The organism is Blastococcus sp. SYSU DS0541 (assembly GCF_054050875.1).
Map to the genome: position 1 here is coordinate 14,565 of NZ_JBJHAD010000006.1, position 20,836 is coordinate 35,400.

The 20,836-nt window shown below is 74.5% G+C and carries 21 protein-coding genes; 13 read left to right on the forward strand and 8 right to left on the reverse strand.

Annotation, left to right across the window (positions count from 1 at the left end; genetic code table 11):
* The first annotated feature begins 7 nt into the window (after positions 1-7).
* The 3 genes from ACI794_RS08520 to ACI794_RS08530 all read left to right on the forward strand — a co-directional run bounded on the left by ACI794_RS08520 (position 8) and on the right by ACI794_RS08530 (position 2,278).
* Positions 8-301, forward strand: coding sequence for a Dabb family protein (locus tag ACI794_RS08520; protein ID WP_456603838.1), 294 nt, complete (start codon positions 8-10; stop codon positions 299-301).
* 37 nt (positions 302-338) lie between these two features.
* Complete coding sequence (locus tag ACI794_RS08525; RefSeq protein ID WP_456603837.1) at positions 339-1,094, forward strand: hypothetical protein; 756 nt, start codon at positions 339-341, stop codon at positions 1,092-1,094.
* Positions 1,095-1,189: 95 nt separating this feature from the next.
* The gene (locus ACI794_RS08530; protein WP_456616139.1) at positions 1,190-2,278 is read left to right on the forward strand and encodes a DUF4192 domain-containing protein; all 1,089 of its coding nucleotides are present in this window, start codon (positions 1,190-1,192) and stop codon (positions 2,276-2,278) included.
* Between the two features lie 14 nt (positions 2,279-2,292).
* On the opposite strand, the gene ACI794_RS08535 is transcribed toward ACI794_RS08530, so the two are convergent.
* The 3 genes from ACI794_RS08535 to ACI794_RS08545 form a co-directional block, all read right to left on the reverse strand.
* Positions 2,293-4,383 carry a S9 family peptidase gene (locus ACI794_RS08535; RefSeq protein ID WP_456603835.1) on the reverse strand — a complete coding sequence of 697 codons (2,091 nt, stop codon included), beginning with the start codon at positions 4,381-4,383 and terminating at the stop codon, positions 2,293-2,295.
* 69 nt (positions 4,384-4,452) lie between these two features.
* Complete coding sequence (locus tag ACI794_RS08540; RefSeq protein ID WP_456603834.1) at positions 4,453-4,599, reverse strand: hypothetical protein; 147 nt, start codon at positions 4,597-4,599, stop codon at positions 4,453-4,455.
* Between the two features lie 12 nt (positions 4,600-4,611).
* On the reverse strand, positions 4,612-5,337 hold the full coding sequence (locus ACI794_RS08545) for a metal-dependent transcriptional regulator (protein WP_456580406.1): 726 nt from the start codon (positions 5,335-5,337) through the stop codon (positions 4,612-4,614).
* Positions 5,338-5,492: 155 nt separating this feature from the next.
* On the opposite strand from ACI794_RS08545, the gene ACI794_RS08550 reads away from it, so the two are divergent.
* The 3 genes from ACI794_RS08550 (at position 5,493) to ACI794_RS08560 (ending at position 10,127) form a co-directional block, all read left to right on the forward strand.
* Entirely contained in the window at positions 5,493-6,674 is a 1,182-nt protein-coding gene (locus tag ACI794_RS08550) for an acetoin utilization protein AcuC (RefSeq protein ID WP_456603833.1), read from the forward strand.
* Positions 6,675-6,740: 66 nt separating this feature from the next.
* Positions 6,741-9,428, forward strand: coding sequence for a bifunctional acetate--CoA ligase family protein/GNAT family N-acetyltransferase (locus ACI794_RS08555; RefSeq protein WP_456616140.1), 2,688 nt, complete (start codon positions 6,741-6,743; stop codon positions 9,426-9,428).
* A gap of 102 nt (positions 9,429-9,530) precedes the next feature.
* Positions 9,531-10,127 carry a class I SAM-dependent methyltransferase gene (locus ACI794_RS08560; RefSeq protein ID WP_456603831.1) on the forward strand — a complete coding sequence of 199 codons (597 nt, stop codon included), beginning with the start codon at positions 9,531-9,533 and terminating at the stop codon, positions 10,125-10,127.
* A gap of 185 nt (positions 10,128-10,312) precedes the next feature.
* On the opposite strand, the gene sigB is transcribed toward ACI794_RS08560, so the two are convergent.
* Positions 10,313-11,299, reverse strand: a complete 987-nt coding sequence (gene sigB, locus ACI794_RS08565; protein WP_456580410.1) for an RNA polymerase sigma factor SigB — start codon at positions 11,297-11,299, stop codon at positions 10,313-10,315.
* A 279-nt stretch (positions 11,300-11,578) separates the two neighbouring features.
* Positions 11,579-12,010, reverse strand: coding sequence for a D-aminoacyl-tRNA deacylase (gene dtd, locus ACI794_RS08570; RefSeq protein WP_456616141.1), 432 nt, complete (start codon positions 12,008-12,010; stop codon positions 11,579-11,581).
* A gap of 149 nt (positions 12,011-12,159) precedes the next feature.
* On the opposite strand from dtd, the gene ACI794_RS08575 reads away from it, so the two are divergent.
* Positions 12,160-12,699: a hypothetical protein gene (locus ACI794_RS08575; protein WP_456616142.1), complete on the forward strand. Its 540-nt coding sequence runs from the start codon at positions 12,160-12,162 to the stop codon at positions 12,697-12,699.
* 47 nt (positions 12,700-12,746) lie between these two features.
* On the opposite strand, the gene ACI794_RS08580 is transcribed toward ACI794_RS08575, so the two are convergent.
* On the reverse strand, positions 12,747-13,211 hold the full coding sequence (locus tag ACI794_RS08580; RefSeq protein WP_456603828.1) for an ATP-binding protein: 465 nt from the start codon (positions 13,209-13,211) through the stop codon (positions 12,747-12,749).
* Between the two features lie 368 nt (positions 13,212-13,579).
* On the opposite strand from ACI794_RS08580, the gene ACI794_RS08585 reads away from it, so the two are divergent.
* Both ACI794_RS08585 and ACI794_RS08590 read left to right on the forward strand, forming a co-directional pair.
* Positions 13,580-14,293, forward strand: a complete 714-nt coding sequence (locus tag ACI794_RS08585) for a GAF and ANTAR domain-containing protein (protein WP_456616143.1) — start codon at positions 13,580-13,582, stop codon at positions 14,291-14,293.
* A gap of 135 nt (positions 14,294-14,428) precedes the next feature.
* Positions 14,429-14,905 carry a hypothetical protein gene (locus ACI794_RS08590; RefSeq protein WP_456603826.1) on the forward strand — a complete coding sequence of 159 codons (477 nt, stop codon included), beginning with the start codon at positions 14,429-14,431 and terminating at the stop codon, positions 14,903-14,905.
* Between the two features lie 39 nt (positions 14,906-14,944).
* Here the strand turns inward: ACI794_RS08590 and ACI794_RS08595 are convergent, their stop codons facing one another.
* The gene (locus ACI794_RS08595) at positions 14,945-15,475 is read right to left on the reverse strand and encodes a DUF421 domain-containing protein (protein ID WP_456616144.1); all 531 of its coding nucleotides are present in this window, start codon (positions 15,473-15,475) and stop codon (positions 14,945-14,947) included.
* Between the two features lie 697 nt (positions 15,476-16,172).
* Here ACI794_RS08595 and ACI794_RS08600 point away from each other — a divergent pair.
* The 4 genes from ACI794_RS08600 to ACI794_RS08615 all read left to right on the forward strand — a co-directional run bounded on the left by ACI794_RS08600 (position 16,173) and on the right by ACI794_RS08615 (position 19,546).
* Entirely contained in the window at positions 16,173-16,754 is a 582-nt protein-coding gene (locus tag ACI794_RS08600; RefSeq protein WP_456616145.1) for a hypothetical protein, read from the forward strand.
* 868 nt (positions 16,755-17,622) lie between these two features.
* Positions 17,623-18,408: a bifunctional 2-polyprenyl-6-hydroxyphenol methylase/3-demethylubiquinol 3-O-methyltransferase UbiG gene (gene ubiG, locus ACI794_RS08605; protein WP_456616146.1), complete on the forward strand. Its 786-nt coding sequence runs from the start codon at positions 17,623-17,625 to the stop codon at positions 18,406-18,408.
* A gap of 109 nt (positions 18,409-18,517) precedes the next feature.
* Positions 18,518-19,102, forward strand: coding sequence for an HhH-GPD-type base excision DNA repair protein (locus ACI794_RS08610; protein WP_456616147.1), 585 nt, complete (start codon positions 18,518-18,520; stop codon positions 19,100-19,102).
* 105 nt (positions 19,103-19,207) lie between these two features.
* The gene (locus tag ACI794_RS08615; protein ID WP_456580421.1) at positions 19,208-19,546 is read left to right on the forward strand and encodes a DUF3099 domain-containing protein; all 339 of its coding nucleotides are present in this window, start codon (positions 19,208-19,210) and stop codon (positions 19,544-19,546) included.
* A gap of 411 nt (positions 19,547-19,957) precedes the next feature.
* Here ACI794_RS08615 and ACI794_RS08620 read toward each other — a convergent pair whose 3' ends face one another.
* On the reverse strand, positions 19,958-20,836 hold the full coding sequence (locus ACI794_RS08620; protein ID WP_456616148.1) for a carbohydrate kinase family protein: 879 nt from the start codon (positions 20,834-20,836) through the stop codon (positions 19,958-19,960).

The following is a 20,836-nucleotide window of genomic DNA, read 5'->3' on the forward strand; positions in this document are numbered from 1 at the left end:
TTCCCGCATGATCCGTCACGTCGTCCTCTTCACCTGGTCCCCGGACGCCGACGCCGAGCGGCGGGCGCGCACGGTCGAAGCGCTGCGCGACCTGCGGCGCACGGTCGGCGGGATGACGTCGCTGGTCGTCGCCGACGACGCCGACCTGGTCGACGGCAACGCCGACAGCGTGCTGATCGCCGAGTTCCCCGATGTCGAGGCCTTCCACCGCTACGCGCAGGACCCCGTGCACCTGGCGGTCATCGCCGAGCACGTGCGCCCGATCCTGGCGGCGCGGACGGCGATCCAGCACCGGATCTGACCACCGGCGCGGCGGCCCGGCGACTAGCGTCGGTGGCATGACCTCCGCGCACCGCGTGCCCGGCGTCCTCGTGGCCGGCCCGGCCGCGGCCCTGCTGCTGGCCGGCTGCGGCGGGGACGCCTCGGACCGCACCGCCGCGGCCGCCTCCTCGGCGTCGTCCGCGGCGGCGGCCTCCTCCGCGCAGGCGACGAGGGCACCCGACCTCGCGTCGGGGCTGCTGCCCGCGGACGCATTCGGGCCCGGCGCGACCGTGCTCGCCCTCTCGCCGGAGCAGTTGCGCGTGGGATCGGGCATCGTCGGCAGCGGGGCCGACGTGACCATCACCCCGGAGAGCTGCCGGGCCGCCGTCGACGGCACCCAGCCGGCCCTGGACGCCTTCGACGACGTCGCCGCGCAGAGCGCCACGACCGGGTCGACGACGACGGTGCAGATGCTGGTGCGCGGTGGCCCGGTCGGCGACGCCGTCGAGCAGCTGGCCGGCGCCGCCGAGCGGTGCCCCGAGGCGCGGCTCACCTCCCCGCAGCTGGGGGAGGCGACGATCACCTTCGAGGAGCTGCCGGTGGCCGAGCTGGGCGACGGCTCGGCGCTGCTGCGCTACACGACCACGATCGCCGCTCCGGACGGGACCCGCGTGACGGTGCCGACGCTGGTCGCGGCGGTGGAGGACGACGACCGGGCGCTGGTCCTGCTCTCGGTGGACACCGGTCTCGGCGGTGCCCCGGCGGGCGATCCGGCGGCCTTCGTGGAGCTGCTCGAGCAGGCCTACGAGGTCCAGGCCGACGCGCTGGGCTGAAACCCGCCGTCCGCCGCATCCCCAGCGCCGGCCGCCGTCCACAGATTCCGCCGGGTGCTGCCCGCCGGCGCCCGGGCGCCCCAGGGTCGATGCCCATGGACGTCCCCACCGCGCAGCAGCCCGCCGACCGGCTGGAGATCCGGCTCTCCGACCCCGGTGAGGTGGCCGCCGCGCTGCCGCACCTGCTGGGCTTCCACCCGGCCGAGTCGGTGGTGCTCGTCGGGCTGGGCGGGCCTTCGGGTGGCCGGGTCGGGCTCATCGTCCGGGGCGACCTGCCCTCGCCCGCGGAGGGCGCGCGGGCGGCGCGCCTGCTGGTCGGCAGCCTGCGGCGCGACCGGCCCGCGGCCGCGCTGCTCCTCGTGGTCTCCGAGGCGCCCGACGACCCGGCTCCGGCGGGGGAGGAGCTGGTCGTCCTGCCGCACCGGCCGCTGGTGCACGAGCTCGTGCAGGCCCTGGCCGCGGCGGGCGTCGCCGCGCGCGACGTGCTGCTGGTCCGGCGCGGGCGCTGGTGGTCCTACGACTGCCCGCACCCCTGTTGCGCGCCGTCGGCGGGGACCCCGCTGCCCGGTGGCGTCAGCGCGCTGGCAGCCGCGGCGGTGTGCACGGGGCAGGTGGTCGCCCCCGACCGCGCCGCCCTGGCCGAGCGGCTCGACGCTCCGCCCGGCTCGGCCGCGGGCATGCGGGAGGCCTGCGTCCGAGCCGCGTCCGGTCGCGCCGCCCGGCTCCGGGAGGTGGGGCGGCCGGCGCTGACCGGGGAGTGGTGGGCGGCGGTGCGGCAGGCGGTCGCGCGCTGCCGGCCCGGCCCGTCCGGCGAGGGCCCGCTGGACGACGACGACCTCGCGGCGCTGGGCTGGGCGCTGCGGGACGTGCGGGTGCGCGACCGCGCCCTGCAGCTGGCGCTCGGGGCCGACGCGGCGGCCGCGGAGGTGCTCTGGACGGTGTGCGCCCGGCGGGTGCCGGCGCCGCTGGACGCGGCGCCGGCCACCCTGCTGGCGGTCAGCGCCTGGTTGCGCGGCGACGGCGCGATGGCCGGGATCGCCCTCGACCGGGCACTGGACAGCGACCCGGACCACACGCTGGCACGGCTGCTGCGGCAGGCGCTGGACGCGTGCCTGCCGCCGGCGGGGCTGCGCGACCTGCTCGAGCAGGCCGCCGAGCCACCCTCCGGCGGACGGCCGGCGTGACCGCCGACCCGGGGTCAGAGCAGCTCCGGCCGCCGCCACGGCTCGCCGAGCACGTGCTCGGCGAGGAAGGCCAGCACGGTCTCGTACCAGATCCGGCTGTTCCCCGGTGTCAGCACCCAGTGGTTCTCGTCGGGGAAGTAGAGGAACTTGGACGGCACGCCGCGCTTCTGCAGGCCGTACCAGAGCGCCAGCGCCTCGCCGATCGGCACCCGGTAGTCCTTGTCGCCGTGGATGACCAGCATCGGGGTGCGGATCTGGTCGACGTAGCGGTGCGGCGAGTTCTGCTCGTACCGCCGGGGCTCGGTGAACGGGTCGCCCCACTCCTTCTCCCAGTAGTACGCCGCGTCGGTCGTGCCGGTGAACTGCTCCAGGTTCCACAGGCTGGCGTGGGTGACGATCGCCCGGAACCGGTCGGTCTGCGTGGCCACCCAGTTCGCCATGTAGCCGCCGAACGAGCCACCCATCGCCGCCGTGCGCGTGCCGTCGACGTCGGGCCGCTGCTCGGCCGCGTCCACGGCGGCCATCAGGTCGGTGTAGGGAGCGTCGCCCCACTCACCCCAACCGCGGCGCACGAACTCCTGGCCGAAGCCCTGGGAGAGCGCGGGGTTGGGCAGCAGCACCGCGTATCCCTGGGCCGCCAGCACCCACGGGCACCAGCGCCACGACCAGGAGTTCCAGCTCATCAGCGGCCCGCCGTGGATCCAGAGCACCAGCGGCGCGGGGGAGTCGGCCGAGGCCCCCTCGGGAAGCACCAGCCACGACTGCACCCGTGCCCCGTCGGCGGCGGTGGCGCGCACCTCGTGCAGCGTCCCGGGCAGCCGGTCGACCGACCCCGGGGTGGGCAGCGGCTCGGGCTCCTGCAGCGGGGCCGCGGGGTCCAGCCGCACCGGCACGGGCGGCGAGTCGTACGCCGAGCGCAGGGCGTAGAGCGCGCTCCCGTCGCGGGCGACCTGCAGGTCGCTGTAGGCGCCGTCGCCGGTCAGCCTCAGCGGTTCACCGCCGTGGAGGGGCACGCGGAAGACCGCGTGGCGGCCGTCCTCGTCGGCGAGGAAGTAGACGGCGCCGCCGTCGGCGGAGAACTGCGGGGCGCTGGGCCAGCGGTCGAAGCCGGGGGTGAGGTCGCGGGCGGTGCCGTCGGCGACGTCGACCAGCAGCAGGGTGTAGTCCGGTGGTTCGGCGTAGGAGGACATCGCCTCCCGCACGCAGACGAGCCGGTTGCCGTCGGGCGAGAAGGTGGCCCCGTAGACGTCGGCCAGCGGGTCGTCGACCAGCACGCGCGTCGCCCCGGAGCCGGTCTCGGCCAGCACCAGCCGGGTGCGCCGCCCGGCGGGTCCGTCGGGCACCTCCTCGGCGCGCGCCAGGAGGGTGCCGTCGGGGGAGAGGGCGATCTCCTCGCCGGAGCCGTTCGGCGGCGGAGCGTCCGGGGTGAGGTCGCGCAGCTCCACCGGTTCGCCACCGGCCGGCTCCTCCTCGGCCGGCAGCTGCCCGGCCCAGAAGAGGTGCGGCGCCGCGGGCCCGAGGTCGTGGTCCCAGTACCGCACCGGGTAGGCCTCGTGCAGGATCGCCGAGACCCCGGCGTCCGCCCGGGCCTTGCGCCGCTCCTCGTCGGCGTCCGGCGCCGAGCCACCGGGCATGGTCGCGGAGACGACGACGACGTCGCCGCTGTCGACGGCGACGGCGAACGAGCCGATGCCGCCCGGTCGTGCGAGCACCGGCCGCGCCTCGCCGCCGTCCGCGGGGAGCCGCCACAGCGCCGGCTTCGGCTCGGCCGCGGGGTCGGCCCCGGGATCGGGCCGGGCGGAGGTGAACAGCAGCGAGCCGTCCGGCGCCCACGCCGGGGCCGACTCACCGGGCGCGCTCCGGGTGAGCCGCCGGGCGGGGCGCACCCCCTGCGGGTCGAGCTCCCACAGCGCCGTCTGCCACTTCTTGCCCTCGCGGTCCAGCGTCTGCAGCGGCACCGCGAGGCGCGTCCCGTCCGGGGAGAGCGCGAGACCACCGATCCGCGGCAGGGCGACGAAGTCGGCAAGGCGGTGGAAGGGCGTGGGCGCCGGATCGGTGGCCTCGTCGGTGGCGGGGGCGTCGGGTGGGGGTGCGGGCGTGCTCACCGGGGCCTTCTCTCGCGCGGCGGGGGGGTCCGCACCACCGTAGTGAGCCGGTGGGCACCCCGCCGGGCGTCAGCGCAGGTCCCAGGCCTGCGGGAGCTCCTCGGGGCCCAGCGCGGCGAGCTCGGCCGCCACCGGCTGCAGCCCGTCTCCGGCCTCGGGCGGGTCACCGGCCGGGACGCGCAGCACCTCCGTGCCGTCGTCCCGCCGGCTCACCACGACCGGCCCCCCTCAGAGCAGCGGAGCGGCTTCGAGCGGGGTGAGCTCCTCGTCGGTGGCGCTGACGAACATGTGCTGGGCCACGCCCATCGGCAACACGTACCCGTCGAGGCTGACCGAGCCCTCGACGAGCTGCGCGGTCATCGTGACCCCCGGGCGCACCCCGTGCTCGGCCAGCGCGCGCAGCAGGTCGGCGTTCTCCTGCAACTGCTCGCTGATCCGTCGGATCACCACCGGGCGCCCCTCGGCGGTGGCGGTGCCCGAGAGCAGCGTGAGCGAGTCCAGGACCGCGGAGGTCTCGCCGCCCAGCGGCTCGTCGCCGCGCAGCGCCTCGAGCCCGGGGATCGGGTTGCCGAAGGGCGACACCGTGGGGTTGCCCAGCAGCGACAGCAGGCGGCGCTCGACCGCCTCGCTCATCACGTGCTCCCAGCGGCAGGCCTCCTCGTGGACGTCGGCGTAGTCCAGGCCGATGACGTCGACGAGCAGGCACTCGGCGAGCCGGTGCTTCCGCATGACGGCGGTCGCGAGCTGACGACCCTCCTCGGAGAGCTGCAGGTGCCGGTCGCCCTCGACGGTGAGCAGGCCGTCGCGCTCCATGCGGGCGACCGTCTGGCTGACCGTGGGGCCGCTCTGGTGCAGGCGCTCGGCGATGCGGGCCCGGAGCGGGACGATGCCCTCTTCCTCCAGCTCGAAGATCGTCCGGAGGTACATCTCGGTGGTGTCGATGAGGTCGTTCACAGCTCTCCTCCGTGTCGGCGGCCAGTCTACGGGGCCGGGCGCCCGGCGCCGGGCTCCCGGCGGGCGGACTCGGCGACCGACCGGCCGGCACCGGACCCGGTAGCGTCCGGGCGGAGCCGCCCGCGCCCGTCCGGGCGCGCCGCAGGGGAGGTGCCATGAGCGACTCGGTCGCCGTCGTCTGGGACGACGCGCTGCTCGGATACACGATGGGTGGCGACCACCCGCTGCACCCCGTCCGGCTCGACCTCACGATGCGCCTGGCCGACGGGCTGGGTCTGCTCGCCTCCGACCGGTTGCAGGTGCTCAAGCCCGAACCCGCCGGCGAGGACCTGCTCACCCTGGTCCACGACCCGGTGTACCTGGAGGCGGTGCGCCGGGCGCCGGCCGACCCCGGCGTCGGCCACGGCCTGGGGACGGCGGACAACCCGATCTTCCCGGAGATGTACGAGGCCGCCGCCCTGATCACCGGGGGCAGCGTGCTCGCCGCCCGCCAGGTGCACACCGGCGCCGCGCAGCACGCGGTGAACATCTCCGGCGGGCTGCACCACGCGATGCGCGGCAACGCCTCGGGCTTCTGCGTCTTCAACGACGCTGCCGTCGCCATCGCCTGGCTGCTGGGCCAGGGGTACGAGCGGATCGCCTACGTCGACCTCGACGTCCACCACGGCGACGGCGTCCAGGCCGCCTTCTACGACGACCCCCGCGTGCTCACGGTGAGCATCCACCAGACGCCGCTCACGCTGTTCCCGGGGACCGGCTTCCCGGAGGAGACCGGCGACCCCGACAAGGCCCTGGGCAGCGCGGTGAACCTGGCCCTGCCCAACGGCACCGACGACTCGTCCTGGCTCCGGGCGTTCACCGCCGTCGTCCCAAGCGTGCTGCGGGCCTTCCAGCCGCAGATCATCGTGACCCAGTGCGGCTGCGACGCGCACCACGAGGACCCGCTGGCCGATCTCGCCCTGACCGTCGACGGGCAGCGGGCCAGCTACAAGGCCATGCACGAACTGGCCCACGAGATCTGCGACGGTCGCTGGGTCGCCCTCGGCGGGGGCGGGTACGGCCTGGTGCGCTGCGTGCCCCGGGCGTGGACCCACCTGATCGCCGAGGCCGGGGGCGCGAAGCTGGATCCGGCCACCGAGATCCCGGAGTCCTGGCGGGAGGACGTGCTCCGCCGCGGCCTGCGCGCCCGGCCACCGACACACATGACCGAGGGCGGGTACACCGGCTTCTCCCGCTGGGACCCCTTCACCGAGTCCCGGGTCGACCGCGCGATCATGCGCACCCGTCGCGCGAGCTTCCCCTACTTCGGCCTGGACCCGGACGATCCCCGTGATTAAGGACCACCCAGCCCCCCACCGCCCGCAAGCTCGTGGCGGGACCCTGCTGGGCGGCCGGAGGCTGCTGTGACGACCGAAGAATCCGCCCCTCCCGCGCCGCCGCCGGGCTGGGAGGCCGACATCGTCGCGGCCGACGGCGGCACGGTGCACCTGCGGCCGATCTGCCCCGAGGACGCCGACGGCCTCAACGGCCTCATGGAGCGCAGCAGCGACCAGACCCGCTACTACCGGTTCTTCGGACCGATGAAGCGGCTCTCCGAGCGCGACCTCCACCGCTTCACCCACGTGGACCACGACTCCCGGGTCGCCTTCGTCGTGCTGCTGGGCGACCAGATCGTCGCCGTCGGCCGCTACGACCGCTACCCCGGCACCGACGACGCCGAGGTGGCCTTCCTCGTCGAGGACGCCCACCAGGGGCGGGGGCTGGGCTCGGTGCTGCTCGAGCACCTCGCCGCCGCCGCCCGCGAGCGCGGGATCAAGCGCTTCGTCGCCGAGGTGCTGGCCCAGAACAGCAAGATGGTGCGGGTCTTCCGCGACGCCGGTTACAAGGCGGAGCGCTCGTACGAGGACGGCGTCGTCCACCTCACCTTCCCCATCGAGCAGACCGAGGACGCGCTCGCCGTCGCCTACGAGCGCGAGCAGCGCAGCGAGTCCCGGTCGATCGCCCGGCTGCTGACGCCGTCGTCGGTCGCCGTCGTCGGCGCCAGCAACGACGACGGGAAGATCGGCAACGCCGTGCTCCGCCACCTGCTGGACTACGGCTTCGCCGGGCCGGTGTACCCGGTGAACCCGGGGGCCCGGCACGTGCGCGGCGTCCCCGCCTACGCCGACATCGAGTCCATCCCCGACGACCTGGACCTGGCGGTCCTCGCGGTGCCCGCGGACGAGGTCGCCGGTGTCGTGGAGGCCTGCCGTCGCAAGCGGGTCCGCGGGCTGGTCGTCATCTCCGGGGGGTTCGGCGAGTCCGGGCCCCAGGGGCGCGCCGCCGAGCGGGAGCTGGTGGCGTCCGCCCGGGCGTCGGGCATGCGGGTCGTCGGGCCGAACTGCCTGGGCGTCGTCAACACCGACCCCGAGGTGCGGCTCAACGCCAGCCTCGCCCCGATGGTCCCCGGCCGCGGCCGCGTCGGGTTCTTCGCCCAGTCCGGCGCCCTGGGCGTGGCGCTGCTCGAGCGGGCCCGCAGCCGCGGGATCGGCCTGTCGACGTTCGTCTCCGCCGGCAACCGGGCCGACGTGAGCGGCAACGACCTGCTGCAGTACTGGGCCACCGACCCGGGCACCGAGGTCGTGCTGCTGCACCTCGAGAGCTTCGGCAACCCCCGCAAGTTCGCCCGGCTGGCCCGCACCGTCGGGCGCACGAAGCCGGTGGTCGCGGTGAAGAGCGGTCGGCACGTGGGGGTCACCCCCGGCCTGGCCGGCACCTCGGTGGCCGTGCCCGAGCAGTCGGTGGCCGCGCTGTTCGCCTCGGCCGGCGTCATCCGGGTCGAGACCGTCGCGCAGCTGTTCGACGTCGGGATGCTGCTGGCCCACCAGCCCCTGCCGGCGGGGAGCCGGGTCGCGATCGTGGGGAACTCCACCGCGATCGGGGTCCTGGTCGCCGACGCCGTCCTCGAGGAGGGGATGGAGCTGGCGCACGCCGCGCCGGTGGACATCGGCGTCGCCGGCAGCGCGGAGGCGTTCCGGGCGGCGCTGCAGGACGCCGTGGACGACGAGGGCGTCGACGCCGTCGTCGCGGTGTTCCTGCCGCCGCTGATGGCGGGCTCGCAGGAGTTCGGGCCGGCGTTGCGCGAGGTGTCGGTGCGCGCGGGCAAGCCGATCGTGGCGAGCTTCCTGTCGACGGAGGGGATCCCCGCGGAGCTCGCCGTCCTCGACGAGCACGGCATGCCCGCGCGCGGGTCGGTCCCGTCGTACAGCACCCCGGAGCGGGCCGTCATCGCGCTGGCCAAGGTCTGCGAGTACGCCCGCTGGCGGCGCCGGCCGGTCGGCGAGGTGCCGGAACTCCCCGACGTCGACGAGGCCGCCGCAGAACGGATCGTCCACGGCGCGCTGGAGGGGGCGCCGGCCGGGCGGGAGCTGACCGACGACGAGTTGATCGGGCTGCTGGCCGCCTACGGCATCCCGCTGCTGGGCACCCGCACGGTCACCGACGCGGAGGCCGCGGTCGCGGCGGCGGAGGAGGTCGGGTACCCGGTCGTGCTCAAGTCGACCGCGCCGTGGCTGCGGCACCGGTCCGACCTCGGTGGCGTGCGGCTGGACCTCCCCGACGCCGAGGCGGTGCGCAGTGCGTTCGCCGCCATCCCGTCCGGCGATCCGGTGATCGTGCAGGAGATGGCCGCTCCCGGCGTGGCCACCGTGGTCGAGATCGTCGACGACCCGTCGTTCGGCGCGCTGGTCAGCTTCGGGCTCGGGGGGGTGGCCACCGATCTGCTCGGCGACCGCGCCTACCGCACCCTGCCGCTGACCGACCTGGACGCCGCCGAGCTGGTGCGCTCGCCGCGGGCCTTCCCGTTGCTGGACGGGTACCGGGGCTCCGAGCCGGTCGACCTCGCCGCGCTGGAGGACCTGCTGCTGCGGGTGGCCCGGCTGGCCGACGACCTGCCGGAGGTGCTGCGGCTCAGGCTGGAGCCGGTGATCGTCGGGCCGGCGAACCCGTGGCACGGCGGCCGCTCGCTGGTGGTCGCCGGCGGCACCGGGGTGGTGGGCCCACCGACCGCCCGCGTCGACCCGGGTCCCCGCCGCATGCGCTCACCCGTCTGACGTCGGAGGCCGCGCGTCGAGACGGCGCGCGGGGTGGTGTCAGCGGGGAGCGCGGCTGCTGCACTTCCTGCGACGGGTCCGACGTGCGACTGGAGGTCGGCGATGACCAGGTACGCCTTCGCCTACCGCGTGGGCTTCACCCCGTGGGAGCGGTACGCCACCGCGGCCGCCGCGAGCACCGGGGCCCTGCTGGCCCGGGAGGAGGCCGACCGCCCCACCCCGCCCGGACGGGCGCTGGACCTGGGCTGCGGGCGGGGCCTGTACACGAACGAGCTCGCGCGCCGGGGCTGGGACGCGGTGGGCATCGACGCCGTGCCGCGCGCGGTCCAGGCGGCCCGGCGTCACGCCGTCCCCGGTGCCCGCTTCGTGGTGGGCGACGTGACGGACCTGCCCGGGGCCGACGACACGGGGACGTTCGACCTCTTCCTCGACGTCGGCTGCTTCCAGGGTCTGGGAGCCGCCGGTCGGCAGGCCGAGGGCGCGGGCGTGTCGGCGCTGGCGAACGCCGGCGCAACGCTGCTGGTCCTCGCCTTCGGCCCCACCCGGGTGCGCTCCTCCGTCGGGGGCGTGTCCCCGGCCGAGGTCGAGGCCGCGTTCGTCGGGTGGGACCTGCTGTCGGTCGAGCCGGCGGACACCGCAGGGCTGGGCTGGCCGTTGAACCGCACCTCGCCGCAGTGGTACCGCCTCCGGATGCGGTAGACAGGGGGCTCCGTCGTCCTCCCTCACCGCGCAGCGTCCTCCCTCACCGCCGGCCGTGAGGGAGGACGCTCCATGATCAGGTTCCCTGATCGTGGCGGGCCACCGAAGCGATGAGGGCCCGCCACCGGGTGGTGACGGGCCCTCGGGGCGATCGGCCGGTCGCGCCGATCAGGTGGTCGTGCGGATCAGGCGAGGTAGTCGCGCAGGGCGTCGGCGCGCTGCGGGTCGCGCAGCTTGGCCATCGTCTCGCGCTCGATCTGCCGGACCCGCTCGCGGGAGAGACCGAACTGCTTGCCGATCTGCTCCAGGGTGCGGGGCTGCCCGCCGTCCAGGCCGAAGCGCAGGACGACGACGTCGCGCTCGCGGTCCTCCAGCGTGGAGAGGACGTTGCGCACGTCGCCCTTCATCATCTGGAAGGCCACGGCGTCCTCGGCCACGGCCGCGTCGGCGTCCTCGATGAAGTCACCGAGACGGGACTCCTCGTCGGCGCCGACGGTCTGGTCGAGGCTGACCAGGTCGCGGCTGTACTCGAGCAGCTCGGTGATGCGCTCCTCGGGCAGGTCGAGCTCCAGGCCCAGCTCCTCGGCGGTGGGCTCCCGCTCGAGCTCCTGGTGCATGCGCCGGCGGGTGCGGACCACCTTGTTGACCTGCTCGGCCAGGTGGACGGGCAGCCGGATGGTGCGCCCGGAGTCGGCCATCGCGCGGGTGATCGCCTGGCGGATCCACCACGTCGCGTACGTCGAGAACTTGAAACCCTTGGTGTAGTCGAACTTCTCGACGGCGCGGATCAGGCCGACGTTGCCCTCCTGGATGAGGTCCAGGAACGTCATGCCGTGGCCGGTGTAGCGCTTGGCCACCGAGACGACGAGCCGCAGGTTCGCCTCGAGTAGGTGGGCCTTGGCGGCCTTGCCGTCGGTGGCCAGGATCTTGTAGTCGCGCTTGCGGGCGGGCGTGAGGCCCTCCTGCTCGGCGAGCAGCCGCTCGGCGTAGAGCCCGGCCTCGATCCGCTTGGCCAGCTCCACCTCCTGCTCCGCGGTGAGCAGAGCGGTCTTGCCGATGGTGTTGAGGTAGACGCGCACGAGGTCGGTGGAGACCAGGCCGCTGGTGTCGGGCTCCCGCCGGGGGGCGCGCACGTCCAGGGTGTCGGTGGGGGAGGACTGCAGCAGCGTCACGATGGGTCTTCGTCCTTGCCTTGGTTTCGGATGCACCCGCCGGGCGGCGATGGGCGGCGGTGCTCTCCAGGCGTGGAGCGGGGGCCACGGTCCGGGGTCACCGGCCGGTCCCGCTCTTCTCTGTCCGGTGTGGTACGCCCTGCACAACGGCCACTGAGGGGTCCGGTGTTCCGCGATCCGGTCGTTCACAGCAAACCGACAGGGAGTGTCTTCGGTCACCTGCCGGTACCCGCCCCCGTGGAGTCCCAGACATGTCATTCCCATGACGAAGGCGGCGCGTCAGACCTCCAGCAGCAGGGTCATCGGCCCCTCGTTCACCGACGAGACGCGCATGCTCGCGCCGAAGACCCCCGTGGCCACGGTGGCGCCCCGGCGGCGCAGCTCGGCGACGACCTCCTCGACGAGCGGCTCGGCGAGCTCCCCCGGGGCGGCGTCCTGCCACGAGGGCCGGCGGCCCTTGCGGGTGTCCGCGTAGAGCGTGAACTGGCTCACGACGAGCACCGGTAGGCCCAGGTCGGAGGCCGAGACGGCGCCATCGGGGCCGGGGAAGATGCGCAGCTCGTGAATCTTGCGGGCCATCGCCCGGGCCCTGGCGACGTCGTCGTCGCGGCCCACTCCGACCAGTGACAGCAGTCCCCGCCCGATCTCGCCGACGAGGACGTCGTCCACCGTTACAGCCGCTGCACCGACCCGGCTCACCACTGCGCGCACCGGGGCATCGTCCCCGGTGGCCGGGGCGCCGTGCGAGGACGGTCAGGTCACAGGCGGCTGCCGGGCCGGCGCACAGCTCCGCCACAGGTGGCGCGTCGACCCTGCTGCCGGACCGGTCACGGGGACCGGTCCGGACGGAGGAGGAGAACGTGCGGAAGAAACTGATCATCGCGACGACGGTCGGGGCGCTCGCCCTGGGCGGGGGGCTGGCGGCCGCGGTCCCGGCCCTGGCCGACGAGGACTCCGCGACCACCAGGCAGGACCGCATCCGCGACGCCCTCGCGGGCCTGGTGGACGACGGCTCCCTCACCGGGGCGCAGGCCGACGAGGTGGCCGCGACGCTGGCCGGCAGCGGGCTGGGCAGAGGTTCCGACCGGGGCGGTGGCCGGCTGGACCTGGCGACGGCGGCGACGGCCCTCGGCCTCACCGAGGACGAGCTCCGGGAGGCGCTGGCCGCGGACGGCACCTCGATGGCCGACGTCGCCGGGCAGCAGGGCGTCGCCGTCGACACCGTCGTCGACGCGCTGGTGACGGCCGGGCAGGAGCGCCTAGCCCAGGCCGTCGAGGACGGGGACCTCACCCAGGAGGAGGCCGACGAGCGCCTCGCGGAGCTGGAGGAGCGGATCACCGAGCGGGTGGCCGACGACGACCCACGTCCAGGCGGACGCGGGTGGCGCGACCGGGACTGACCCCCGACGCGGGGACGGCGGTGCCGCAGGGGCTCGCGGCACCGCCGTCAGCGGCCGTACCGGCCGAGGGGCGGCGTCGGCTCCAGGCAGCCCCACACCACCTTGCGGCCCGAGTGCACGTCCCAGCCGTGGGCCGGGCAGAGCGCGGCGACCAGATTCAGGCCCATGCCGCCGGCGGCGGGGTCCCGGTCGACGGGCGGGGTGGGTGGCCGGTCGACCGCGGCGTCGCTCACCTGGAGGAGCCAGCCGCCCGACGTGCCGGTGACCGTCACCCGTACCGGCGGAGCACCGTGCCGCAGCCCGTTCGAGACCAGCTCCTCGAAGACCAGCATCAACCGGTCGAGGTCGTCGTCGCCGGGATCGGTCACGGCGGCCGCATCGGCCACCGCGGTGCGCAGCTGGGCGCGGCCGGCGCTGACCTCGGCCGCCGTCGCCGGCTCGCCCCGCCAGATGGGAGGCGCCCCCGCGTCGGGCGCCGGCGGTGGCTGGTGCGCCCAGAAATTCTCTGTCATCTACCTCTCCCGGGATGCCGGAGGACCGACATGCGAGAGGTCCTCGTCCCCGGGAGAGCTGTGGTGCACCCCGTCGAGCGACCGGACCCGTGCTGTTAGAGCTCCGTCCGCCTCGCGGTACCCACTCGCCGGCGCGGTAAGCGGCGTCCGGTGGCGTGCTGTCGAGACGGAGCCTCGGCGGGAGCGGGCCGCCTCGACCTGCGGGTGAGCTGGTCCCTTCGACATGGGCGATGCGGTGCGTGCCCCGGAGAGCGCTTCCTCGGTGAGGCGCTCGGGGCACGGGTGATGCCCAGCGTGCCAGAATCGGGTCGTCCGCGATCCGGTTGTCGACAGCGAGGCCTGTCCCGGTCGTGAGGGGGAGGCTCCGCGTGACCGGCCAGGGAGTTCCACCGGGATCGGTGCTGCTGGGGCTGGTCGACCGGCTGGCGCACGAGATGCTGGCCCGTTCGGACCCCGACGACGTCCTCGCCCGCGCCGTGGAGCTCGCCGTCGCGAACATCGACGGAGCGACCAGCGCCAGCATCACGGTGCTGGAGCGCCGGGACGTCTCCACCGCTGCCGCATCGGGAGACCTCGCCCGCGCCGGTGACTCGCTGCAGTACCAGCTGGGCGAGGGCCCCTGCCTGGATGCGGCGGCGGGCGCCGAGGTGGTGCACAGCCAGGACGTCGCCGAGGATCCGCGCTGGCCGCGCTGGGGGCCGGCGGCCGCCGCCGACCTCGGGGTGCGCAGCACGCTGTCGGTGCAGCTGCGGAGCCGCCGGAGCGCCTGGGGCTCGTTCAACGTCTACGGCCGGCAGCCCGACGCCTTCGACGACTCCGCGATCGCCCTGGCCGTCAGCTTCGCCGGCCACTCCGCCATCGCCCACGCGCGGGCGTCCGACCGGCGGAACCTCGAGGCGGCGCTCGTCACCCGCAACCTCATCGGCCAGGCCCAGGGCGTGCTGATGGAACGACACAAGATCACCGCCGACCGGGCGTTCGAGGTGCTCGTGGCGACCTCCCAGGGGAGCAACACCAAGCTCGTGGAGATCGCCCGGCGGGTCATCGAGACCGGCGTCAGCCCGCCCGACGTCGGCCGCTGATCCGGGCCCCTCCGCGGACCTCGACCGGGTTTTCTCCCGGCGGTGGGCATCACCGGCCGGGCCCGGGTACAGGGGGCCATCGAGCACCGTTGCCGAGCGCCGGAGCGCCGGTGCCGCGAGGTCGAGGAGGACGTCATGGCGGCGGACGAGGACACCGGCAACGCGCGTGGCACCGTCGTCCGGGGCCTGCGGAGCACGGTGGGGCGGGAGAGCACCACGTTCGGCTTCTCGATCCTGGTCACCGTCACCTTCGGGGTGTGCCAGGTGACCCAGGGCTCGCCGGACCTCCCGCACATCTACCTGTACGCGGCCGGTGCGGTCCTGTCCTTCACGCTGCTCGAGGGCATCCTCTCGAGGGGATTCCGGCGCCCGATGCCGCAGCACCCCACCCAGACGCTGGCGCTGGGTACGAGCATGAACATGCTGTCCGTGCTGGTGGGGATGGGCGCCGCGACGCTGGTCGGCGTCTGGTTCTCCCACCTCGCAGTCTGGGCGCTGGCGCCGTTCGTCGCCGGCGTCGGCTACCTGGTGACCGAGAGCCTGGAGGCCGCGATCGCGGAGCGGATCCTCGTCTCCGCCGGAGATCCTGAGGCCCAGGACGTGTCGGGGTAGGCGCCGGGGCGACGAAGGCGACGGCGCCCGCGCAGGGGATCAGGCTCCGTCGGAGGTGAAGGGGTGGACCGAGGCGCCGTCCCCCATCTTGTCGGAGCCGATGACCGCGAAGCTGCCGTCGGCCTGGAGGATCACCGCCGCGACGTCTCGCAGCGACCCGAAGCCGTTCTCCCGCGCTGCTGAGTGGAGGTCCGACTCGATCATCCGGTGCCGGCGCATGGCCCGGTCGACCGGCCGCCCGTCGTGGTAGAGCAGCGTGGGGCCGGGATCCAGCAGGCTCTTCAGGGCAGGCCACCGGGCACGGCCTGCCGCGAAGGCCCACTGCAGCGCGACGAGCAGCGCGAACGTCACGAGAGCTTCGACCAGGGACACCTCGGAAGCGGTGAGCACCCGACCGAACGCCGAGCCGAGCGTCACCGTGATGATGAAGTCGAACGGTGTCATCTTCGCCATGTTGCGGGGGCCGGTACCGCGCAGCAGCAGGGCCAGCCAGACGTATCCGACCACGCCGATCAGCACGATGCGCAGGATCGGGTCCCAGCTGTCCCAGAGGAACTGGACCTGGTTCACGCGGCGACCTCCGTCGGTGTCGGGACTGCGGAAACGGCGGGATCGCGGCCGGAACGCCGCGCTGCCGCAGCCACCGGGCGATCGGCTCCGGCATGGCCACGCGGGCGATCCGCAGCTTCTGCGCAGCAGCGTCCGACCCAGCATCGCCCAGCGGAACGCCCACGGCGCGGTCGCGGGCTGCCGCGGCGGTTTGCCGCAGGTCCCGGTCCGGCGAGGAGCGCGTGACCCGGGGGCATCCAGCGTCTCCCGGGGCGGTGGTGGAAGCCCCGGGGCAGCCGGTGAAGGCCGGCCAGAGGGCGGCAGCGACGACGACGACGGCGGGGGTGCCGGCGGTCGCCGCGGTCGCGGAGAGCCATCCGGCGCGGCGGACGTCGAGGGCCAGTCCGGCCCCGCCACCGGTGGGCACCGGCGGCGCGCCGACCCAGGAGATGGCCAGTGCGTCGGTCGTCGAGTTGCTGGTGGCGCGAGCAGCGATCGTTCGACACTCCGGATGGTCTGCGAGCGGATCGATCCCGACCGGCGGACCGTGCGGGGAGATGCAACGCTTGCGGGACCGCTACGGACCCGGACCGGTTCGGGGTGCTCTCCCGCCCGGCCGTTCGCCGGATGGCGCGGTGCGAGCGGTCAGGTTGCGCCGTCGACCGCGCCTGACGCATCGAGCGATGACCTGAGCCGCCGGACGACCGATCGAGGTGCGATGGAGACGACGCCCTTCTACATCCTGCTCTTCTTCCATCTCGGTGGCCTGGTCCTGGGCTTCGGATCGGTCCTGGTGACGGATCTCTACGGTCTGCTGTGGCTCCGGGACCGGGTTCGCTTCCCGCAGGTGGTGCGCGTGAGCGGCGTGACGGAGACGTTCGTCTGGGCCGGGTGGGGGGTGATGGTGGTCACCGGGATCCCGCTGCTCCTGCTCAAGGGCGAGGTCGACAACCTGCTGGTGGTCAAGCTCTTCTTCGTCGCCCTCATCGGGCTCAACGGCATCCTGCTGCACAGGCTCCACGACCGGATCCGAGGCTACGAACAGGGCCGCGACGTGCCGGCTGCGGTCCTGTTCCGTCTGTCCTTCGCGTTGCTGGTGTCGCAAGTGGCCTGGTGGGGCGCGCTCCTGATCGGGTTCCTGCATCGCCACGTGCAGTCGATCATCGAGTGGCCCGATCCGCCGTGGTTGCTGATCGGGCTGATCGTCGCTGCTTTCCTGGCGCTCTGGACCGGCGGCGAGGTGCTGGTGCGGCGCAAGCGCAGGGCCGCCGAGGACCTGGTCGACGAGGTCGCACCCTGACCCGGCGAGCGGAGCGGCGGCGGAGGCGGTCTGCCGTGTGCCGGCGACGTGAGGGGTGAACGCACCCGCACATCCCGGGGGCGCTGCCCGAGAGGAGCTCGCAGGTGCCTAGCCGCGTGGTGACAGCGGGGCTGCCATCGTTCGGGCGAGTGCGGCAGGATCGGCGAGCGTGCCGACCCTTCGCATCGCCGGAGGACGACGCCGGTGACGAGCTGCTCAGCCGCGACCCGCTCGCGCTGCTGATCGGGATGCTGCTGGACCAGCACATGCGTCAACGAAGCAGTCGAACCCTCGCACCCGGGGCAGGCGTCGGACGGGTGACGGATCATGGAAGGACGAGCCGCTCCATCTCCTGCCTGGTGATCTCGGCGATCTCGAAGAGGAGTCCGCAGCGTTGCCAGGCGTGACTCAGTGCCTGGACAGCTCGAGCCACACGTCACCGGCTGAACCTCGGGCAATCCCGCCGCCCAGGACGCCCAGCAGGTCGGAGGTCTGCAGCGACCGGCCGGCCGCTATGCCGAGCGCCAGTGTGGTCAGCGGCAGCGCGAGCAGTACGACGGCCGGAACCGGCCGTGCGCGGCGGGGTCGAGGCGCCGAGGTGCGAGCTGATCGACCGGCGTCAACACGTGAGCGGCGCTACGTCCGTCACCGGGGTGTCCCGGTGCCTCTCGTGAACCACGTGGACCACCCCGTGCTCGCACAGAGTCCTGTCCATTGGCTCGGGGACCGGGTGCCGCGTGCGGTCAGGGCGCTGCACTCCCGCGCTGGGGACGGCATGCCTGGTAGACGTGGGCAGACCGGTGGACACTGTGGTCCGTGCGAGGGGACTCGTCACGCATGCGCCGATTCGGCCTCCTCCAGGGGGTGGATGGTGATCGACAACGACGTCTACGACCGGCATGCGGCCAGCTGGTGGGACGAGGACTACCCGCTCAACATGCTGCACGGCAGCGTCACCCCGGGGCGCTTGAGCTACTTCGTCGCCGTGCTCAACCGGCTCGGATGTGACCCCGCGGGCCTGCGTGTGCTGGACATCGGCTGCGGCGGCGGCTTCCTCGCGGAAGAGTTCGCGCGGCTCGGCTGCCGAGTGGTCGGCGTCGACCCATCCGCGCCGTCGCTGGAGACCGCCCGTCGCCACGCTGAGGCCTCGGGACTGGAGATCGACTACCGCGTCGGCTCGGGGGAGGACCTCCCGGTGGAGGACGCGGAGTTCGACCTGGCCTACTGCTGCGACGTCCTGGAGCACGTCACCGACCTGGACCAGGTGATCCGTGAGACCGCGCGGGCGCTGAGGCCCGGGGGGACGTACTTCTTCGACACGGTGAACCGCACTGCCGTCAGCAAGCTGCTGGCCATCAAGGTCATGCAGGAGTGGCGCGCGACTCGTGTCTTCGACACGCCCGTGCACGACTGGAGCATGTTCATCCGGCCAGCGGAGCTCGAGTCCACGATGGCCCGCCACGGGCTGCAGCTGCACGAGGCGGTGGGGCTCGGACCACGGACGAGGAACCCGGTCGGTGCCCTCCTCGGGTTCGTCCGGGCACGGCGAGGACGGATGTCATTCGGAGAACTCAGCCGCCGCCTGGACTTCGGGCAGACGAGAAGCCGGGCAATGTCCTACAGGGGCTACGCCACTCGGGTGGAGACCGCCTGAGCGACGCCGCGGATACAGCACGTGACCGCTGTCCCAGGGCGAATCCGGACCGAACGCTCGCGGTCGCGCGCCGCGCGTCGACGCCCAGCCGCTGGGGCACACTGCTCGGGTGCCGCAGCTCCGCATCGCCCAGGACGACGCCGCCGACGAACTGCTCGGCCGCGACCCGCTCGCGCTCCTGATCGGGATGCTGCTGGACCAGCAGTTCCCGATGGAGCGCGCCTTCGGTGCTCCGCGGCTGCTGGCCGACCGCCTCGGCGTGGAGGCGCTCTCGGCCGAGCATCTGGCGGCGATGGACCCCGAGGAGCTCGTCCGGGTGTTCCAGGGCCCTCCGGCGCTGCACCGGTACCCCGGCTCGATGGCGGGCCGGGCCCAGGAGGTGTGCCGCGCGCTGGTCGAGCGCTACGACGGCCGGGTCGAGGGGCTGTGGGCGGACGGCTGCGACGGCGCCACCCTGCTGAAGCGGCTCAACGGTCTGCCCGGCTTCGGCGCCCAGAAGTCGAAGATCTTCCTGGCCCTCCTCGGCAAGCAGTACGGCGTGACGCCGCCGGGTTGGCGGGAAGCCGCCGGCGACTACGGGACCGACGGCTCCCGGCGCTCGGTCGCCGACATCACCGGCCCCGAGTCGCTGGCCGAGGTGCGGGCGTTCAAGCAGGAGCAGAAGCAGGCGGCCAAGGCGGCCGCGCAGGGCTGACCGGGTCGCCTGCACCGGGCCCGTCCCAGTGGCACCATGGGGGCGGTCCGGAGAGCCGCAGGGGCGATCCCCCGCGGACACCGGCCAGCGAGGGGAAGGGTGCCCGTGGCCTCGAGCCAGCAGTTCCCGCGTACACGCAAGCCGGAGCCGGTGCTCATCACCGAGGCGGCCCCGAGCCTGGCCGAGCAGCAGGCCCGCCGGAAGCGGCGGTACGCGATCACGATGGCCATCCGTGGCGTCGCGCTCATCCTGGCCGCCGTCTTCTACAAGATCGTGTGGTTGATGGTCATCCTGGCGATCCTGGGCACCGTGCTGCCGTGGATCGCCGTCGTCATGGCCAACGACCGGCCGCCGAAGCCGCGGACCCGCCTCCAGGGCGTCGACGTGCGCCCCGACCGCGTCCTGGAGAACCCCGCCCGCTCCGGGCGGATCATCGAGGGCTGAGCGTCCCGGCCGGCGCCTGAACGTGGTGGCGGCCGATCGGGAGCCTCAGCGGCCGGCCCGACGTCGGGTCCACCACGACCCGGCTCTCCAGCCCGAAGACGGCGCGCACGCACGCCTCGGTCAGCACGTCGGGGGGTCCCCGGCGGCGTGCAGGCGCCCGTCGGCCAGGGCGATGAGGTGGTCGGCTTAGCACGCGGCCATGTTCAGGCCGTGCAGCACCATGACGACGGGTCGTGCCGCGGGCCGGGTCGAGGTCGGCCAGCGGGGGCGACGAAGCCGATCGGCCCACCCGCTCACCGAGGCCGGCGGCGAGCTCGTCGCCCAGGGCCAGGGAGTTCAGGCTGCGGGCGGAGAGCAGGCTGACGGCGAAGCCCGCGGCGAGGAACGGCAGCACCGTGCCGACGGCCGGGGTCAGCGTGCGCCGGCGCGGCGCACCACCTCGGCCGCGCGGGCCAGCCCGGCCTCGAGCGCCTCGCCGGGGGTGGGCCGCGGCCCACCCAGCCACGCGGCGAGCAGCCCGGCGGCGAACGCGTCGCCGGCGCCGGTGGTGTCGACGACGTCCGTGGGATGGGCGGGCCGGTGCACGAGCTCGTCGCCCGCCGCCCACAGGGCGCCGTCGGCGCCGAGCGTGACGACGGCGATCGCGTGCCGGGCGGCCAGCGCCCGCGCCGCCGCGGTGACGTCCGCGCAGCCGGTGAGCAGCCGCGCCTCCTCCGCGTTGGGGAGCACGAGCGTCGCGACGGCGGTGTCCGCGAGCCACCGGTCCACGCCGTAGGCGCGCAGCGGGCCGGTCGAGGCCGGGTCCACCGAGACGCTGCACCCGGCAGCCGCCGCCGTGCGCAGCGCGGCCAGCCCGGCGTCCCGGGGACCGGGGTCCAGCAGGGTGTAGCCCGACAGGTGGAGGTGGCCGCCCGGCGGGGGAGCCGGGACGTCGGCAGGGCGCAGCGCGAGGTTGGCGCCGCGGTCGGCCAGCATGCTGCGCTGCCCGTCGGGCTCCACCAGGCTGACGATCGTCCCGGTCGCCCCGCCGGGCACGGTGCGCAGCCGCAGCTCCACGCCGCCCGCCGTCAGCTCGGCGGACAGGCCGGCGCCGGCTGCGTCGTCCCCGATGCAGCCGGCCAGCAGCACCGGCGTCCCGAGGCGGGCCAGGTGCGCCGCCACGTTGGCGCCCGCGCCACCGCCACGGCTGACGATCCGCGCGGGCCGGTCCGACCCCGGCGCCGGATCCCCGGCGAGGACGGCGACGACGTCGGTGGCCACGTCGCCGACCACGACGACCCGGGGCTGCAC

Coding starts and splice junctions, on each gene's coding strand:
- ACI794_RS08600 (WP_456616145.1), top strand. CDS start 16,173: ATGGAGACGACGCCCTTCTACATCCTGCTCTTCTTCCATCTCGGTGGC.
- ACI794_RS08520 (WP_456603838.1), top strand. CDS start 8: ATGATCCGTCACGTCGTCCTCTTCACCTGGTCCCCGGACGCCGACGCC.
- ACI794_RS08550 (WP_456603833.1), top strand. CDS start 5,493: ATGAGCGACTCGGTCGCCGTCGTCTGGGACGACGCGCTGCTCGGATAC.
- ACI794_RS08580 (WP_456603828.1), bottom strand. CDS start 13,211: ATGACAGAGAATTTCTGGGCGCACCAGCCACCGCCGGCGCCCGACGCG.
- ACI794_RS08560 (WP_456603831.1), top strand. CDS start 9,531: ATGACCAGGTACGCCTTCGCCTACCGCGTGGGCTTCACCCCGTGGGAG.
- ACI794_RS08525 (WP_456603837.1), top strand. CDS start 339: ATGACCTCCGCGCACCGCGTGCCCGGCGTCCTCGTGGCCGGCCCGGCC.
- ACI794_RS08530 (WP_456616139.1), top strand. CDS start 1,190: ATGGACGTCCCCACCGCGCAGCAGCCCGCCGACCGGCTGGAGATCCGG.
- ACI794_RS08590 (WP_456603826.1), top strand. CDS start 14,429: ATGGCGGCGGACGAGGACACCGGCAACGCGCGTGGCACCGTCGTCCGG.
- ubiG (WP_456616146.1), top strand. CDS start 17,623: ATGGTGATCGACAACGACGTCTACGACCGGCATGCGGCCAGCTGGTGG.